Origin of the sequence: Kaistella soli, assembly GCF_019038595.1 — a bacterium.
GTDB lineage: Bacteria > Bacteroidota > Bacteroidia > Flavobacteriales > Weeksellaceae > Kaistella > Kaistella soli.
In genome coordinates this window covers 329,875-347,937 of the sequence record NZ_JAHOPF010000004.1, presented here as the reverse complement: position 1 = coordinate 347,937, position 18,063 = coordinate 329,875, and the positions used below count along the sequence as shown (strand labels likewise).

Annotated in this window: 11 protein-coding genes; 10 read left to right on the top strand and 1 reads right to left on the bottom strand. The window is 38.9% G+C overall.

Features of this window, described 5'->3' with window-relative positions:
* Positions 1-14: 14 nt before the first annotated feature.
* Positions 15-1,496: a sensor histidine kinase gene (locus KSK37_RS09705; protein WP_217201127.1), complete on the bottom strand. Its 1,482-nt coding sequence runs from the start codon at positions 1,494-1,496 to the stop codon at positions 15-17.
* Positions 1,497-1,705: 209 nt separating this feature from the next.
* Between KSK37_RS09705 and topA the strand changes: the two genes are divergently transcribed.
* From topA to KSK37_RS09655, 10 genes are all read left to right on the top strand, one after another.
* Complete coding sequence (gene topA, locus KSK37_RS09700) at positions 1,706-4,276, top strand: type I DNA topoisomerase (protein WP_217201125.1); 2,571 nt, start codon at positions 1,706-1,708, stop codon at positions 4,274-4,276.
* Positions 4,277-4,694: 418 nt separating this feature from the next.
* Positions 4,695-7,751, top strand: coding sequence for a T9SS type A sorting domain-containing protein (locus KSK37_RS09695; RefSeq protein WP_217201123.1), 3,057 nt, complete (start codon positions 4,695-4,697; stop codon positions 7,749-7,751).
* A gap of 106 nt (positions 7,752-7,857) precedes the next feature.
* A complete protein-coding gene (locus tag KSK37_RS09690; protein WP_217201122.1) occupies positions 7,858-8,934 on the top strand; it encodes a formimidoylglutamase in 1,077 nt (358 codons plus the stop codon).
* 55 nt (positions 8,935-8,989) lie between these two features.
* A complete protein-coding gene (locus KSK37_RS09685; RefSeq protein ID WP_217201120.1) occupies positions 8,990-9,841 on the top strand; it encodes an FkbM family methyltransferase in 852 nt (283 codons plus the stop codon).
* Positions 9,834-11,366, top strand: coding sequence for a hypothetical protein (locus KSK37_RS09680; protein ID WP_217201118.1), 1,533 nt, complete (start codon positions 9,834-9,836; stop codon positions 11,364-11,366). Before KSK37_RS09685 ends, KSK37_RS09680 begins: the two co-directional genes overlap by 8 nt.
* A 9-nt stretch (positions 11,367-11,375) precedes the next feature.
* Positions 11,376-12,380, top strand: coding sequence for a glycosyltransferase family 2 protein (locus KSK37_RS09675; protein WP_217201116.1), 1,005 nt, complete (start codon positions 11,376-11,378; stop codon positions 12,378-12,380).
* A complete protein-coding gene (locus KSK37_RS09670) occupies positions 12,381-13,511 on the top strand; it encodes an EpsG family protein (RefSeq protein WP_217201114.1) in 1,131 nt (376 codons plus the stop codon).
* Positions 13,512-13,516: 5 nt separating this feature from the next.
* Positions 13,517-14,635 carry a glycosyltransferase family 4 protein gene (locus KSK37_RS09665; RefSeq protein WP_217201112.1) on the top strand — a complete coding sequence of 373 codons (1,119 nt, stop codon included), beginning with the start codon at positions 13,517-13,519 and terminating at the stop codon, positions 14,633-14,635.
* 32 nt (positions 14,636-14,667) lie between these two features.
* The gene (locus KSK37_RS09660) at positions 14,668-15,522 is read left to right on the top strand and encodes a polysaccharide biosynthesis/export family protein (protein ID WP_425514011.1); all 855 of its coding nucleotides are present in this window, start codon (positions 14,668-14,670) and stop codon (positions 15,520-15,522) included.
* 1 nt (position 15,523) lies between these two features.
* Positions 15,524-18,016 (top strand): exopolysaccharide transport family protein, encoded by a 2,493-nt coding sequence (locus tag KSK37_RS09655; RefSeq protein WP_217201110.1) that lies wholly within the window; start codon positions 15,524-15,526, stop codon positions 18,014-18,016.
* Positions 18,017-18,063 lie beyond the last annotated feature (47 nt).

The window sequence follows — 18,063 nt, the reverse complement described above, 5'->3', positions numbered from 1 at the left end:
ATAGCAAATTTTAGTTAAATTTTAGCGTATTTATTTCGTAAATATCGGGGCTTGGGGATGGCGATCAGCACTTTGGTTCCTGATGGGATATCGTTTTCGTGTAAATCAATATACTGAAGTTGATACTTTTTGTCATTAAAATAATTTTTGAGCATTTCCGCTGCTATTTCTGTACCCAGAGATTTGGTTTTGTTTTTGATGACCGATTTTCTTTTTCCGGCCTCCATTCTTCCGATTCCGTTATCGGAAATAGAGATTTCAACTGCATGGTCTTTAACCGACACACCGATCGAAATCTTTTTGTCTTCCACTGTAGCAACGCCGTGAAGGATAGCGTTTTCGATGAAAGGCTGCAGAACCATCGGCGGCAGGTTTACTCTGTTCATATCGATTTCGGGCGCGATGTCAATAGAGAAATCAATGTGATTATGAAAGCGCAGGTTTTCGATATCGACATAAAGCTGTATCGTTTGAAGTTCCTGCGAAAGTGTAAACTCCTTTTCTGTAGATGCTGAAAGAATGGTTCTGATAATCTTTGAAAATTTGGTCAGATAATCCACCGCATTTTGGGTGTCATTTTCGAGGATATAATATTTAATTGAATTTAAAGCATTGAAAATAAAATGCGGATTCATCTGGCTCTGGAGTACAGAAAGTTTCAGATCTGAAATTTCCTGCAGATATTTTATTTTTTCATTTTCGATAATGAGTCTTTTCTCGTTCTCGCGGTTCATTTCGTCTTTGAGCATCTCATTTTTCTGTAACTGGGAAATGAAATTTTGTTGAAACGCAACTTTCTCGTGGTAATTAATTCGCTGTTTATGACCTAATGCAAAAGAAAAAGCGATGTTTTCGATAAAAAGTCCGAAGAAAAATATGAAGTCGCCCATTTTTCTGCTCAGGTTGATCCACGGAAGCTGCCTCACCGTTTTGTCTCCTATCATGGAGCATGCAAATAAAATGAGACCGCCAAAAACTACATAATATTTCAGATTGTTCTTAACCTTTGAAAGAATGTAAAAAGAAATCACCGTTTGGATGGTTATTAAGTATGTGAAAACATTTTTAAAGGAATTGAAAAGCCCGTCATAAGCATAGAAATAATGAAGCAAAAGACTAACAAATGCTGTGAGAATCATCACAAAAACCGGAAGAACGATAATCCGGTACCATTTGGCATTGATTTTTTTAATACTGAGAAACTCGGTGAAAAAGAAAAAATAAATACAGTTGAAAACAATAGTGAAGAAAACTTTAGTAAAATAATCAAAGCCGATATCGTCTGAAACGGTCTTGATAAAACCGCTTTCTGCTACCGGCATATAAGCGGCAAACGAGAAAAAAGTATAAGAGCTGTAAAGCAGATATGCCCGGTCTCTGTTCTGGAAAAACATCACAAGATGAAAGACCGAAAGCAGTAATAATCCACCCAATACCACATATAATATACTGTTGTAGGCGTCACGCTCCACAATTGAGCTTAGGGAATCATACATGGACAGGATGGTTTTTATTCAAAAATAGGTATTTAAATCATACTTCTAATAATAAATGCGTGTTTTTATGAATGTAAGTACTGGTTTATGCTTCTGATTTATTGCACATTGACTTTTAAACCGGAAATCATTTTAAACTTTGCGGACTAAAAAATCAGAGTTGAAATTTTCATTAAAAAAAAACTTCTACTTTTGCAAAAATTTTCTCGATGTCAAAAAATCTAGTAATCGTAGAGTCCCCGGCTAAAGCAAAAACCATTCAGAAGTACTTGGGAAAGGATTTCGAAGTGAAATCCAGTTTCGGACACATCCGTGATCTTCCCAAAAAAGGAATGGGGATTGATCTGGCCACTTTCACTCCGGATTATGAAGTTTCTGCAGATAAAAAGAAACTCGTAACCGAACTGAAAGCTGCTGTGAAAAAGGCCGACATGGTTTGGCTTGCTTCCGATGAGGACCGCGAAGGAGAGGCTATTGCATGGCATCTTGCACAGGAACTGAAACTGAATGACGACAATACAAAACGTATTGTTTTTCATGAAATTACCAAAAACGCGATCCTAAAAGCAGTTGAAAATCCACGTAAAATCGATCAGAATCTGGTGAACGCACAACAGGCGAGAAGAATTCTGGACCGTATCGTAGGTTTCGAAATGTCGCCGGTGCTTTGGAAAAAAGTGAAAACCGGTCTTTCCGCAGGACGTGTTCAGTCTGTAGCGGTGCGTTTGGTTGTGGAAAGAGAACTTGAGATTAGAGGTTTTCAGCCAAAATCTGCATTTAAAGTTGAAGGGATTTTTCTCAATAATAATAAGCAGGAGATTTCAGCAAAACTGAAAAAGGATTTTGTGAAAGAAAGTGAGGCTGAAGATTTTCTGAAGCAGTCTCAAAATGCAGAATTTAAGGTTCTCAATGTAGAAACCAAGCCCGGAACCCGCTCTGCATCTGCGCCGTTTACAACATCAACATTGCAGCAGGAAGCAAGTAACCGTCTTGGATACGGCGTTACAGCCACGATGCGCGTTGCCCAAAGGCTTTACGAGGAAGGGTTTATCACTTATATGAGAACTGATTCCGTGAATCTTTCGCAGGAAGCGATTAACGGAGCGAAATCTCAGATTGTTTCTGAATTTGGCGAACAGTATTCCAACCCAAGAAATTATACCACCAAATCTTCATCGGCGCAGGAAGCTCACGAAGCAATCCGCCCGACTGATTTCTCAGTGAAAAAAATTGGGGACGAACAGCTTAATAAATTATACCAGTTAATCTACAAAAGAACTTTGGCAAGTCAGATGACCAACGCCAAAATAGAAAAAACGGTAATTGAAATTGGCAATCCAAAACTTTCCCAGCATTTTGAAGCTCAGGGTGAAGTGATTGTTTTTGACGGTTTCTTAAAAGTTTACGGCATCACAAAAACGGAAGACGACGAGGAAGAAAACAACGAAAAATTATTACCTAAAGTTGCTGTTGGAGAAGCTTTAGATTATAAAAAAATAGAAGCCACCGAAAAGTTTACAAAACCATCTGCAAGATATACAGAAGCCGGTTTGGTAAAAAAACTGGAGGAACTTGGTATCGGAAGGCCGTCTACTTATGCGCCGACGATTCAGACGATTCAGAACCGCGAATATGTTGACAAAAGAGAAATTCTTCCTCAGGAAAGAGAAATTCTTAAAATGACTTTGGGTAAAAACGAACTCAAAAAGGAAATTCTGACAGATAAATTCGGAGGTGATAAAAACAAATTTGTTCCTACCGATATTGGGGAAGTGGTTAATGATTTCCTTACCCAGAATTTTGCAGAAATTCTTGATTACGGATTTACGGCAAAAGTAGAGCAGGATTTTGATGATATTGCCAGCGGATCTGAAAAATGGAAAGAAGTTCTGCAGGGTTTCTATAAAGATTTCCATCCTAAGATTCAGGATGTAGAAGAAAATGCGGATCGTGCGAATGGAGAAAGGATACTTGGAGTAGATCCAAAATCCGGCAAAAATGTCATCACGAGAATCGGAAGATTCGGTCCTATGGTTCAGATTGGGGAACAGGATGATGAAGAGAAACCGATTTTTGCAAGCTTGATGCCTTCGCAGAATATTGCAACCATTACCCTGGAAGATGCTTTGGAGCTTTTCAAAGTGCCGTTTGATCTGAATGATTTCGACGGAAAAACGGTAACAGTTGGTGTCGGCAGATTCGGTCCTTATGTGAAATGGGGAGAGGCGTTCATCAGTATTCCTCGTGGAGAAGATCCGCTTTCAGTAACTCAGGAAAGAGCGGAGGAAATCATCAACGAAAAGAAAGCTGCCGATGCTCCTATTGCAACTTACAAAGGAGAACCGGTGACCAAAGGCACGGGAAGATTTGGTCCTTTTATTAAGTATCAGTCCCTTTTCATCAATGTTCCGAAGCGTTATGATTTTGAAAATCTGTCCCAAAGCGACATCAACGATTTGATTGATGCAAAATTGGAGAAAGAGGCTAACCGTTATATCCAGCAATGGGAAAAAGAAAAGATTTCCATTGAAAATGGGCGTTGGGGACCTTTCGTTAAATTCGGGAAAGCGATGTTCAAAATCCCGAAAACTAAAAACGATGAAAAATTCACCGCAGAAGAGTTAGCTGAAGTTTCGCTGGATGAGGTGAAAAAATGGATCACCGCGCAGGACAAAAATGCATTTAAGGAAAAAGTAAAAAAGGCTCCCGCGAAGAAAGCTCCCGCAAAAAAAGCACCTGTAAAGAAAACAGCGGCAAAAAAACCTGCAGCTAAGAAATAAAGTTAAATTTTATAATTTATACGAAACTTGTCATTTTCTAAATGGCAAGTTTTTTTTGTTTTAAATGAAAATTCAGTAAACCGGATAATTTTCTTTGAATATAATGCAGATTATGTTAAAATGTACTGTTTTCGCTGTATTGAGGTCTTCATATTAATAATTTTTATTAATTAATTTTTTGGATGTACCTTCCGGATGGCCTTTTATCATTCATTTTTAACTAATTAGATGGTGTTTTTACGTGATTTCATCATTTTTAATCTTTGAATAATTTTATTCGAATATTAACAATTTAAGTATTTTATGTTAAAATTATTATATATTTGCCACGCACAAATGACTGAACCAAAATGTTTTAAAAAAAAATTTACACAAACGATGTTAAAAAATTTGCACTCACCTGTAAATTATTTAACCAATGATAAAAATTAATTTTATACTGTTTTGTTGTTTAGCCGGTTTGGCAAATTCTCAGACTCAGAATTTTTCCAAAGCTCCTAACAGCTATATTTATGATTTGGAACTTGCAAAGTCCCATAATTATGGCGGAATAGAAATCCCCGTAAAAAAGGCCTATGAAATATGGGCCAATTATGAGTATCTGAAAACTAACGGTATTTCTACGCCGATTCCTGCCGGTATTCAAACAGCTTCTCTGTATTGGGAAGATGTCCCGGGACTTATAGAAAATGTAAGCGTATTACCATCCGCTGATCCTTCTGCCTCTAAATTAAAAGTTGAGGTGAATAAAGGAAGGGGCAAAGGAAACGCTGTCATTGCATTCAAAGTGAATGGCAAAATCTACTGGAGCTGGCATGTCTGGGTAACCGATAATCCGGCTAACGGAGTAATTTATACCCAGGGATATGAAACTGATATTGATGGAACGCCAGTTAATGTAGAGTACATGGACCGGAACTTAGGTGCTGTTTCCAACAGTTTTCTCGGAAGCGGATGGCAGAAATCCGGTGGACTGATGTATGAATGGGGCAGAAAGGATCCGTTCCCCCCTTTGGTTTATAAAGATTCTCAGTTTTACGAAATTTCCGGAGAAGTAGGGGTTTTAAAACACAAGCAGATTGATCCGGTAAATACCATTCCGGTGCAGGTAAGGCCTTTCGATGAAATTGAAAAAAACATACAGTACGCTGTAAATAATCCTATTAATTACATTATTAATACTGATGCTGCGGGAAACTGGTTTTCAAACAAAAAGTATAAAGTTCCCGGCGATGCCTATAGTACGGTAACCTGGGATTTATGGTCAGATAATGCAAAAGGCGGATACAGCCACGCAAACAGCAGTAATGCCGCTGTAAAAGCTGAAAGCAGATCATATGAATTGAAATCTGAAATGGATCCATGTCCAAACGGTTGGCGTGTACCTTCCTACTACTCAAGAGAAGCCATGGATAATAATCTGTCAATGTTCGGAAAGAGAGATTATAAAAATGATGACGCTGTAGTGGCTAACCGCCAGCTTTTTCCTGATGCCGTAAATCCTAATTTGCAGGGTATAAAAGTATATCCGGGATTAGGGATGGATTTTACTAATGTAGAGGGTGGCTCAAGAAATCTGGGAATGTTAACTGTTTCGGGCGGGTATGTTTATTATCCAAATTCAGTTGCACCCAACGCGCCGGTGGGCGTAACCTTTCAGGATAACGGATCCAACGGCGGATTATGGAGTGCAACTTACGGAAGCGGTGACCCAAGAATATTCTCCATGATTTCTGATCCTTTCAGAACAAATACATCTGTCGGGCTTCATGCAATTTATAATAACCAGACCAATCCCACAAAAGCGGGTAATGCAGTGAAATGCATGAAAGATCCTAATATGGGTAAAATAGGAAATTTTGCCACAGAATATTTCATCAGTCAGAAAGAAGATTATCAGATAGGATTAAACAATCCTAATTCTTATATCGTTGTCAACAAAAGCGATTTGCAGATCCCGGTAAGCAAGGCTTTTGCCGTGCATAATCAGTTGCTTTCAGATCATGAAATGCCTGCATCGGATAACTTAGTGGCCAAAGTATTATGGAGTACTAATGCCAAGCTGATTACAGGCATCAATCTTAATATAAATTCTGCCGATGTAAAAAGTTCAGTAATTAATCTTCAGCTGGATCCTGCAGAAACAGGAAATGCTGTAGTGTCTCTCCATAATGGGAGTAAAGATGGTCCCGCACTTTGGAGTTGGCATGTATGGGCAACCAAAGACGATCCGACAGTAAATGCGGTAACATATATTACCGAAGATCCGGTTTCAGTCAGCCATAATTTTATCAATCCTACATCGAGCAAAACACCACCGTTAAAAACGGTGTTTATGGATAGAAATTTAGGTGCAGAAAACAGTGATTTGAATTCAGGATTAGCGAACGGGTTGCATTACCAGTGGGGCAGAAAAGATCCGATTCCTTCCTTTACCTCTCCAAATAACCAAACGGTATATGTTGACAGCGGTACTTCCCAGAAAACCATTACCGGATTGAACTATGATACGGATTACACTGATAAGTACGAAGTTTATGCGTCCACCAATCCTGTTAGGCATAAAAAAGTAAGAGAAAATATTAAATACTCGGTGCAGAATCCGATGCGCTTTATGTATCATTCAGCCATGGGCGCGTTGTATGATGGCGGAAACCACTATGCCAACGATCTCACCAAATTACGCGACTGGGTTTCTGATCAGCGAGGAGAAGCGGAAAACCGCTGGGGACATGGCGATAAGAAATCTCCTTTCGATCCCTGTCCTGAAGGATGGAGAGTTCCCGATGTTTCCCTTGCCAACCTTTATACAGGATCCAAAGGAAATTCGCCATGGTATAACAGCTCGCATGCAGATGCTTACGGAAAACCAGGAGTTATTCAGGATCAGTGGCATGATGCAGGTATTTTCTACGGCGCCACAGTAGACGGAAACGGCTGGAAATTTGAATCTCCTTCATTCTTTATTGGCAATTTTCCTAAAGACGGCATCAGAGGCGAGTTGGGAGCTAACAAAGTAACCTTGGACAGATCAGGAGTTTGGACGGCTTCTTTAGCAGATATGAATACCGGCTTTGCTTTGGCAATGCAGTTTCAGCAAAATAAAGTGCAGACCGGGACCGGGGTTTATCCGCAAGCCGGAATGAGTGTGAGATGTGCAAAGGACGAAAACAGACTTCTGGGAGTTCCGGTTGTTAAAAGTAGCGGCGGCACCCTTTCTACAGGTGATTATAACAGCCCAAAACCTCAGAACAGAGATTTACAGGTGTATCCCAATCCTTTTAAAGATGAATTTTACATCAACAGTGCAAATGCGAAAGATTATGAGATCTACGATTTCAGCGGTAAACTTATTAACAAAGGAAAAGTAGAATACGGAAAAGTAACCTCGCCGAAAATGCAGAGCGGATATTACATTATTAAAATTATGATGGAAGACGGCTCAGCAGTCACTAAAAAACTGATTAAACAATAATTGAATTATTTAATTTTAGAGAAAAGCACAATCATTTGGTTGTGCTTTTTTTGTTACTTTTGTTATCAGCCTCATAAAATCCTGAAGCATTAAATTTATCATAAAAATGAATATCGAAGACATCATTATTCCGGCCAAAGAAATTAAAACTGAAAACTGGCAGCTCGGTAATATTATTTCACATGAAATTAAGGAAAATGGGATCGTTCTCGTTTTCTGCTCAGATTATCGAGGCGTGGAAAATGGTGAAGCAGAAGTTCTTGATTTTAAAACCATAAGAAAAGAGCTTTACCGCCTTTCAAAACTCGATTTTGAGATTCCGGTCTGCGATTTGGGAGATTTAATTTCCGGGAGGTCGCATCAGGATACCCACTATATTCTGCAGGAAATCCTTTCGATGTGCCATTACAAAAATGCCGTTCCGGTAATTGTTGGCGGAAGTAATGATCTGGCTTTTTCTCTGTTTTCAGCCTTGAATTTCCATCAGAAAAATATTAATTATACGCAGATTTCCAATATAATTTCCCTCTCAAATGAAGGCGAAGAGATTTCCGAAAAGAATTTTCTGTCCAAAATTTTAAGTTCAAAAACCTTCACCATCAAAAACTATCACCATCTCGGTTATCAGAAACATCTCAATGAACTCGATTCTGTGAAACTGATGAAAGAAGTGGAATTCGAAGTGATAAGACTTGCGGAAATGATGAATTCTACAGAAAAAACAGAACCTTTTTTCCGGCGCGCAGATTTGGTAACGCTTAATTGTGATGCGGTGGAAAGTATGGGCGACGGGTTTTCGGTAAATCCGCAGGTAAATGGTTTGAACAAAAGGGAAATCTGTGCTTACATGAAAGAAATAGGATTAAGCGAAAACCTGAAATCTGTGGGCATTTTTAATTTCAATGCACATTCTGAAACTTTTCTGAACCACCAGTTATTGGCGCAGATGATCTGGCATTTGATCGAAGGAATGAATATCCAGAAATCGCATCCGGCAGAAAGACAGTACGAAACGTTCTGGGTGATGATCGACGATGAGCAGTTTGCTTTTAAACGGGACAGTTTCTCTGGCTTATGGTATTTCGGCGAGGACGAAAATGTGCAGAACCTTATTCCATGCTCGAGACTTGAGTATGAAGATGCAAAACGCGGCATGCTCGACCGGCGTTTTCTTAAAACCTGAAATTAATTCAATATAATATTTTAAAATATTATATATTAGTTACTTATAAACACCGATGACAAAAAGACAACATTTAAGAAAAACGGTACACAGTATCAAATCTCAATTTGTTGGGAAGAGCTATGAGCAGAAACATTTCCTTGCTGCTTTTTATAACCATTACATTTTCAAGGCTTTAAAGCTCCCCGGGATAATTAAATTTCCGAAAGCTCAGTTTAAATATCAGGATGTTGTTCTTGAAACACGGCCCAATACAATTGATTTTTGGGCAACTTTGGAAAGTTATGAGCCGGATCTCACCCTTTTTCTCACCGAATATGTAAACGGAGAACAGGGAACTTTCATCGATGTAGGTGCTCATATCGGGCGTTTCAGTACGCTGATGGCGAAGAAAAACTGGAACGTTATTTCTTTTGAACCTTTAAACATCAATTTTAAAGCGCTGGAAAACAACCTGAAACTGAATAAAGTAGATGGAAACGCCACAATTTTCAATGTTGGTTTAGGAAACAGAACTGAAGACCAAACCATTTATTTCAATAAACTCGAATTGGGTGAAGCTTCGGTAAGTCAAAAGGAAGGCAGCAGCAGCGATTCGGTTAAGATTCTCCGGTTTGATGATCTTTTCGAAGATTTGCAGATCAAAGATTTCTGCATTGTAAAAGTAGATGTCGAAGGTTTTGAGGAACAGGTTCTGGAAGGAATGCACGGATTTGTAAAAACCCATAAACCTCTTTTTGTAATTGAATTGTGGGCAGAAAAATCACCCAAATTAGTAGAGTTTTTAAAAGCTCAGGGTTATAAGAGACTTCATATTTTTTGGTTCGTTGAAGAAAAACATTCGGCCTGCATGAGCAAAATGTACGAGCGCTACAACCGTTATCAGTTAACTTACGGGTATGAGTAAATCTCTATCCAGGATTTTCTCCAATCCTTACTTGCTGATGATCATCACCGTAATCATCAAGCTGCCATTGTTTTTTACCAAACACATTCAGGAAGATTCATTTATAACCTGGCGCGTCGCGAGAAATTTACTCGATTATGGCGTGATCGGTTTCAACGGCGGAGAAAGAATTTCTGCTTCCACAACTCATCTTTACGTTTTTATTTCTGCAGTTTTTCAGCTGATTTTTGGAGATTCATTTATCGGTCCTATACTTGTTTTCAGTTCCGTTCTTTTCGCGATAGGCTCGTGGTGGCTTGGGAAAATTCTGTTTCGGAAAGATATTCTGAAACGCGGATTTTTTGTGATTTTCCTCAATATGACTCCGCCCGCGCTTGCTGCTTCATGTCTGGGAATGGAATACGGAATTCTGTTTTTTCTCTACAACGCACTCATATATTTCGGAATTTACAAAAGTAAAAACTGGGCGTACGTAGTTTTTCCGGTTCTGGTGCTGTGGACAAGAATTGACGCTGTTATTTTTCTCGGGGTTTTCTTTTTGGCGGATTTAATAATCAGAAAGAAAATTAATTATGCATTTCTTTTGGGTGGAATTCTGGGAGCTGTAAGTGTGGTTTTATTCAACGAATTTTATTTTGGTGAGTTGGTGAATCATACGATTACGGCTAAAAAAATTGCGTATAAAAATTTAACCCAGAACAACAGTATTGAGTTTTTTCTTTATCAATGGGCTTATTATGGCGGGCTTATTAAAAAATATTCCCTTTTTACTTTTCTTGTTTTTATCGGATTCCTGATTTTTCTTGGCTTTTGTATTTATGAAATCTTTAAAGATGAAACGCGGATTTCCTCTAAAACAAAAACAATTCTGCTTTCAGTACTCGCATTTGCCTTGTTGAAAATTACCGTTTTTGCCTTTTTTAAAGCTTATTTCGACTGGTATTACTGGCTTCCGAGGGTTTTCCTTTTTGCGGGAATCTTGTATTGGCTGCTTAATTATATTCCACTCAGAAAACAGCTGTTAATTCCTGCTGTTTTTATTGTTTTTTCAGGAATGTGCGTTTTTCAGATGCTTCAGTCCTACGCGATCGGCTATATGGAAGAAACGCAGCGGATGCAGATTGCGAAAGATATTGGCTACGGAAAAACAGATCTCAGCAAATCCATTCTTTTGGAACCTGCAGGGAAAATTCCTTTTTATACCGGACTTTATACTTATGATGAGGTGGGTTTGGTGAATAAAAAAATAACGGATGAAATGTTGAACGATGAAAAATTCTGGTGGATGAACTCGGTGAAGGATTATAAGCCTGAGTATATTTTAACCATCATTTATCAGCCCGGCGACAGAAGAAGTTACTATAGAATGAAACCGGAAGACAAAGCCTATTTCGGTTCGCATTACGCTTTTGTGAAAAGTTATCCGATTGCGGAAATACATCAGAATGCACCGGAAATTCTCCGCCGGATTTACGGTATAAGACCGATCGGAAAAGATTATTATCTGTACAGAAAGGTAAAATAAAAAACGGATATGTATAAAGTTTCTGTGATTGTTCCTGTTTACAATGTTGAAAAATACCTGAAGAAATGTCTGCATTCTTTGGTCAATCAAACTTTGCAGGAAATTGAAATTTTAGTCATCAATGACGGCAGCAGTGACGGTTCGCAAAAAATTATTGAAGAGTTTCAGAAAAAATTTCCTTTAAAAATTAAATCTTTCACTAAAGAAAACGGCGGTTTAAGTGACGCAAGAAATTTTGGATTAAACAGCGCGACCGGCGAATTTATCGGTTTTGTAGACAGTGATGATGAGGTTTCGGAAACGATGTTTGAAGAAATGTATGCTTTGGCCGAAAAATATTCTGCGGAAATGGTGATCTGCAATCTTCAGAAAGTAGATGAACACGGAAATGTTACGCAAAAACTTACTCAAATCCCTAATATGCCTGAAAAAATTGTTTTGGATGATAATTTTTCCGTGTTTTCTGATCTGAGTTATTTTGCCTGTAATAAAATTTTCCGGGCAGATTTATTTGATAATAAAAGATTTAAAAAAGGAATTCATTTTGAAGATATTCAGCTCATTCCGCAGCTTTTGTTGGACTGCAATGTGATCGCTCAGACTCAGAATTTCCATTATCATTATCTGGAGCGCAGCGATTCCATCACGAAAACTCATACAGAGAAAGGACTTGATGTCCTTCAGGCCGTTGAGGATGTGGAAATCGCATTTAATCAGTCACGTTTTTCCCGCCGAAAAGCAGAGCTAAGAAATTTTCAGATTCTTGAAGGGGTTTATACCTTCCTTGCATATCTGGCTTTTGTAAACGATGATGAGGTGTACAAGAAAATGTCTCTCGCTCTCAGAAAATTTATGAAAGAAAAGCATATTTCTGTCTCAGAAATCTTACAGTATCAGCGGTTTGGAAAAAATTATCTGCTATATTTGTCTTTGAAGAAAAAAATTTATTATTCGCTTTATTTCTCAGGGCAGGAAAAGCTGCTTCGGAAATTGGTAAAAAACACAACTCCCTAAATGCCCATCCTGCATCCTGTTTTTATTATAATATTCCTGTTTCTTGCGGTGGCGAGTTATTGGGAAATTTTCAGGCTGGAAAAAAAGCAGAGCGTTTTCGTTTGGATCACCGGTATTTTGGTAGTTCTTGCTATTGGATTCAGGATTAATGTCGGCGCAGATTATCCGGTTTACAAAATGCTTTTCTCAGGATTTGCCTTGTATACAACTTATGGCGATGTGGTGGATAAAGCACTTTTCCGCCAGAATTCTGAAGAAATTGAGTGGATTTTTGTGCTCATCAATAAACTGGTCTTTGATTTCGGTCTGCCGTTTTACATTGTGACTTTTGTAATGGCGATGATTACGGTAAGCCTTAAGTTTACAGCGATTTACAGGAATGCAGCTTTTCCCACTTTGGCGCTGTTGTTTTATTTTATGCCGATTATGTTTTTTGAAGATTCCGGACAGATGAGGCAGGGGTTGGGGATTGCGGTTTGTGTCGCTTCATTCAAATTTATCAAGGAAAGAAACTTACCGATGTTTCTGCTTTGTATTTATATCGCTTTGGGATTTCATAAAACCTCCATCGTTTTTTTACCCGCTTACTGGATTGTCAAAATCCCGATGAACAGTAAAAGAATATTCTGGGTACTTGTTATTGCGCTTCTTTCCTCTCCTTTGGAATTGTACAGATTCGGGGCCGGATTTTTCGGTTCGCTTGCCCCGCAGGATATTTCCGGCGCGTATACCGGTTATCTGGATGACAGATATTATGGAACGCAGGTAGAAACCGGATTAAATGATCTTGTGAAATTAATTTTTATTGTAATTTTAATTAAATATGACAGAAAAGGATGCGAGCGGGTTTGGTGGTACGAATACATGAGAAATCTTGCAGTTTTTGGGTTGGCGCTGTTTTATTTTTTCCGGTCTAATGAGATTTTTGCGGTGCGGCTTCCGGGAGCATATATGTTTTTCCTGACGATGTTCTGCCTGAGTAATCTGGTTTACGCGGTGAAAGACCGAACGCGGCAGATTCTCTATGCAGGCTTTATGGCCTATTTTATTGCCATGTTTTTCTACTTTGGAAGCGGAAACGGCCACCGTGGCGGATTCACTGTAGATAGATATAATAACGCCCTTTGGTAAATATCATGAATGAAATTAAAGAATTACTCGCTCAAACCGGAATTCCGATTTTCTACCTGAAACTGGTATTGGGAACCCTGTGTTCGTTCTTGCTTACTTTTTACTCTATCCCTACCATTGTGAAGATTTCGAAACGGAAAAATTTAATGGATGAGCCCGGAGCAAGAAGCTCCCACCTGAGAAAAATTCCCAATCTGGGCGGAATTGCCATGTTTTATTCTTTGGCGGTCTGCGCCTCTATTTTTGCCTTTGAACTTTTCGATCTTTATAAATTTCTGTTCGCGTCGCTGGTTATTTTGCTTTACGTTGGCGTGATGGATGATATTGTGGTGATGCACGCTTATAAAAAGCTTCTCGCCCAGGTTGTTGTTACGGCATTAATGGTGATCGGTTCAGATGTTAGGATCAGAAGTTTTTTCGGACTTTTCGGAATCTATGAGCTTAATTATTATTTCAGTGTTGCGATAAGTCTTTTTACTTTTATTGTCCTGATCAATGCTTTCAATCTGATAGACGGGATTGATGGTTTAGCGGGCGGGTATTCCATTATCTGCAGTGCTTTTTTTGGAATCAGTTATTTTCGGCTCGGTGCGTATAACTACCCGTTGGTGGTGCTTTCGGGAGTAATTATTGGCGCGGTAACAGGATTTCTCTTCTATAATCTTTCCAACGACCGGAACAATAAAATTTTTATGGGCGATACGGGCTCTATGATTTTAGGATTTTTACTTGCATTTACAGCGATTTGCTTTATTGATATTTTTATCGACAAGAAACTTCCGGAAGTGCCGAGATATTACCTGATGTCCGCTCCTGCAGTAGCAATGGCCATTCTTATTCTTCCCATCGTTGATACTCTCAATGTGTTTATGATACGGATGTCAGCCGGAAAATCCCCTTTCGCTGCAGATAAAAACCACATTCATCATTCTCTTTTGAATTTAGGTTTAACGCACAGACGGTCAACGTTTTATATTGTCCTGTATTATCTTTTTATTGTAGCCGTGGCTTATTACTGCAGGCATCTTAATGTAAACCTTTTACTGGCTTTAATTATACTGCTTGGATTTGCCGGAGCATATTTACCCAAGGTTATATTATTAATTAAAGAAAAAAGTAATTAATTATTTGTTATTTTTGTAAACAACATATTAGAATGATGAAAATTTATCAACGTGTTCTGTTTTTAGTTTTGCCTTATTTACTGGTTTCATGCATCAGTACAAAAGACGTAAGATATCTGCAGCCCAGCGAAAGCCTCGTGATCAATGAGGAAGGTCTGGTTCCTTATAACATCCCTGTTTACCGCGTAACTAAAAATGATATGCTGAACCTGAATATCATTACTACTCCGAAAGGTGATGCGGCACAGTTTTATTCTGCTTTGAATGCCCCTACTTCCGCTTCTTCAAATACGGCCTCCACTTCGGTAAACTCAAATGCAGGAACGGGACAGGGCGGAAATTCAAATTTCTATTTTAACGGATTAAAAGTGGATTCCAAAGGAGACATCAATATTATGGGAATCGGTTTTGTAAAGGCAGAAGGCAGAACGGTTGAAGATATTACCCAGGAAATTCAGACCAAAGTGAACGAAAATTTTGTGGAAGGGAAGTCGGAAGTTCGTCTCAACACGGACGGAATTACTTATTATATTCTTGGCGACGTCGAAAGTACAGAAATGAGCGGTGAAAAGAAAGTTCATAAAAACACTTTAACCATTACCGAGGCACTCGCCATCAACGGCGGATTGAACAGAACGGTGGACCGCACCAATGTCGTCATTCACAGAAAATTACCCGAAGGAATAAAAATCGCCAAAATAGATCTCACCCGCGAAGACGCGATGAATTCTCCCTATTACTGGGTGCAGAACGGCGATGAAATTTTTCTCAATACAAGATCCAAAAATCTGAACGGGTTAGGCAAAGATCCTATACAAACCCTTACCACCGGAGTTTCGGTAATCACTACCGCGATGTCTATTTATCTAATCCTTACAAGACTTTAGTATGATTCCCGGTAAAGAAAATCTAAAATCTGCCGCAGAAAGCACCGAAAAAATCGGGTCTTTTGCTTTTTTCGATTTCGAGAATTTTATCCGAAGAATTATCAGCAACTGGTATTGGTTTGCGTTGATGGCGGCATTAGGCTACGGAATTTCGTGGATGTACAGTAAATATTATGCCCAACGGATCTACGCTTCAAACCTTTCGCTCAGTATTTCCAACAATACGGCAAGCTATTTTACGCCCAATCAGTCTATCAATTTTATTTGGGGACAAAACGGTAATCAGGACGGAATTTATCTTAAAAAAATGCTCCTGTCACGTTCTCACAATGAATATCTGGTGAAGCAGCTCGATCTTTTTATTAATTATTCCACCAAAGGACTCATCAAGCAAACTTATCTGGATAAATATGATTCTCCTGTTTTTCTGGAAATCGACAAATCTCATCCTCAACAGGTAAATTATGCCATCACACTTATACCTAGAGGAGCCAGCCGTTACGAAGTGGTTTTGCCCAATGAAGGAGAGACTACATCCCTTTATTCCTACGTTACTGAAGGTTTTACCAATATCCGCCCTTACAGCCGGCCTGCGAATAAGATTATTTCCGTTAACGAATGGTATGTTTCCCCGAATTTAAAATTCAGACTTGTCAAAAATCCGCAGCCGACTACCATAGAACTTGAAAATATTATTCTGACGCTTTCCACCGTAAACCAAACCGTAAACAGCTTGGTTTCAACAATCGGAGTCGATTTTGACAAGGAAATCAATACCATCATGATTATCAGCAAAAGCGGCTATAATCTTAACGGAACGGTGAATTTCCTGAATACGTCAGTGGATGAGCTTCAGAAAAAAAGACTGATCGACAGGAACACGGTGGATAAAAACACAGAGAATTATCTGGTTGACAATCTGTCCAAAATCCGTAAAAAGTTAGATTCCAGCGCGGCGGTTCTTAATCATCTGAAAGTTTCGGAAGGTTTGTACGATATCAAGGACCGGGACGAAAAGGCTTTGATGAGAATAAAAGATCTTGAAAGCAAAAAAGCAGATCTGATTACTAAAATCAATTCCCTTAACAGTATTAAAAACACTTTGTCTTCCCAAAATCTTGACCGGATGATCAGCATGAATGCCGCAGGAATTGAAGACGGAAGCTTCAGTGCAACAGTTTCGGAACTTAGGGCGCTTTATCTGAAAAGACGGGAAATGGCTCTTATCTATACGCCCAATTCGGAGCCGATGCGGGAAATCAACCGGTTAATTAATGAAGCCAGAGGAAATTCGAACGGATCCATCCGAAATTACTACACAACATACCTGAATGAGATTTCGAAAATCGACAGACTGATTACTGGCGAAAGTGTTGATTTAGTAACTTATCCGGAGAAAGAAAGAAGATATCTGGATGCGGAACGCGGCTATAATATGATTGAAGCGACTTATAACAGTCTGCTTTCCAAACAGAATGAAACCCAAATAAGAGTTGCGACCAATAAATCTGATATTACTGTAATCGATCCCGCTAAAAATCTTGGTCAGGGACCTATTGCGCCGGATGTTCAGAAAACTAAATATTCCATTATTGGAGGTTTGCTTTTGCTTCCATTGTTGGTTTTAGGAATCTCGGAAGCGCTGGACAGCAGAATCAGGAATATTAAGGAATTGCTTCAGGCGACAAAAATTCCGCTTTTGGGTGTTATCGGAAAAAATTCCCACGACAATAATCTTACAGTGTTAGAGCAGCCGCGGTCTTCTGTTTCGGAAGCTTTCAGGGGAATTCGGGCCAATTTAAGATTTCTGCATAAGGAAGACGGTAAATCAAAGGTCATTCTTTTAACTTCTTCTGTGGGAGGTGAAGGAAAAACTTATATATCGATAAATATCGCATCTGTTCTTGGTTTAAGCGGCAGGAAAACCATATTGCTCGGAATGGATTTAAGAAAACCAAAAATTTTCGGTGATTTTAAAATTGACAATAAATACGGAATTTCTAACTATCTTACCGGTGAAGTGGAAATGGATAAGATCATCAATCAAACCAAGATTCCCAATCTTCATGTTGCGACATCGGGTCCTATTCCGCCTAATCCTTCAGAACTTCTGATGAGTGACCGGAATATTAAATTTATTGAAGAGCTGAAAAACCACTACGATTTTATCATCATCGATTCGCCGCCTGTCGGTTTGGTAGCAGATCCTTTTGAACTGATGAAATATGCTGATGCCAGTATTTATGTGGTTCGGCATGAATATACAGAAAAGTATATGCTGAAAATGATTACGGAAAAATACCATAATCATGAAGTACAGAACCTCGGTTTGGTGTATAATGATTTCCAGCTGAAACAGGGTTACGGGTACGGATATGGTTATGGGTACGGATACGGGTACGGTTACGGATACTTTGATGAAGACAAAAATTATCAGGAACCTACCTTAATTAGAATCAGAAATAAAGTCAGAAAGATTTTCGGAAGAACTTAACTTTAAGACCCTCGCAGCTGAGGGTTTTATTTTAAGAAAATCATAAA

Excerpts from the sequence above, each read along its gene's own strand:
- KSK37_RS09675 (WP_217201116.1), top strand. The coding sequence starts at position 11,376 with ATGTATAAAGTTTCTGTGATTGTTCCTGTTTACAATGTTGAAAAATAC.
- KSK37_RS09690 (WP_217201122.1), top strand. The coding sequence starts at position 7,858 with ATGAATATCGAAGACATCATTATTCCGGCCAAAGAAATTAAAACTGAA.
- KSK37_RS09685 (WP_217201120.1), top strand. The coding sequence starts at position 8,990 with ATGACAAAAAGACAACATTTAAGAAAAACGGTACACAGTATCAAATCT.
- topA (WP_217201125.1), top strand. The coding sequence starts at position 1,706 with ATGTCAAAAAATCTAGTAATCGTAGAGTCCCCGGCTAAAGCAAAAACC.
- KSK37_RS09680 (WP_217201118.1), top strand. The coding sequence starts at position 9,834 with ATGAGTAAATCTCTATCCAGGATTTTCTCCAATCCTTACTTGCTGATG.
- KSK37_RS09660 (WP_425514011.1), top strand. The coding sequence starts at position 14,668 with ATGATGAAAATTTATCAACGTGTTCTGTTTTTAGTTTTGCCTTATTTA.
- KSK37_RS09695 (WP_217201123.1), top strand. The coding sequence starts at position 4,695 with ATGATAAAAATTAATTTTATACTGTTTTGTTGTTTAGCCGGTTTGGCA.
- KSK37_RS09705 (WP_217201127.1), bottom strand. The coding sequence starts at position 1,496 with ATGTATGATTCCCTAAGCTCAATTGTGGAGCGTGACGCCTACAACAGT.
- KSK37_RS09655 (WP_217201110.1), top strand. The coding sequence starts at position 15,524 with ATGATTCCCGGTAAAGAAAATCTAAAATCTGCCGCAGAAAGCACCGAA.
- KSK37_RS09670 (WP_217201114.1), top strand. The coding sequence starts at position 12,381 with ATGCCCATCCTGCATCCTGTTTTTATTATAATATTCCTGTTTCTTGCG.
- KSK37_RS09665 (WP_217201112.1), top strand. The coding sequence starts at position 13,517 with ATGAATGAAATTAAAGAATTACTCGCTCAAACCGGAATTCCGATTTTC.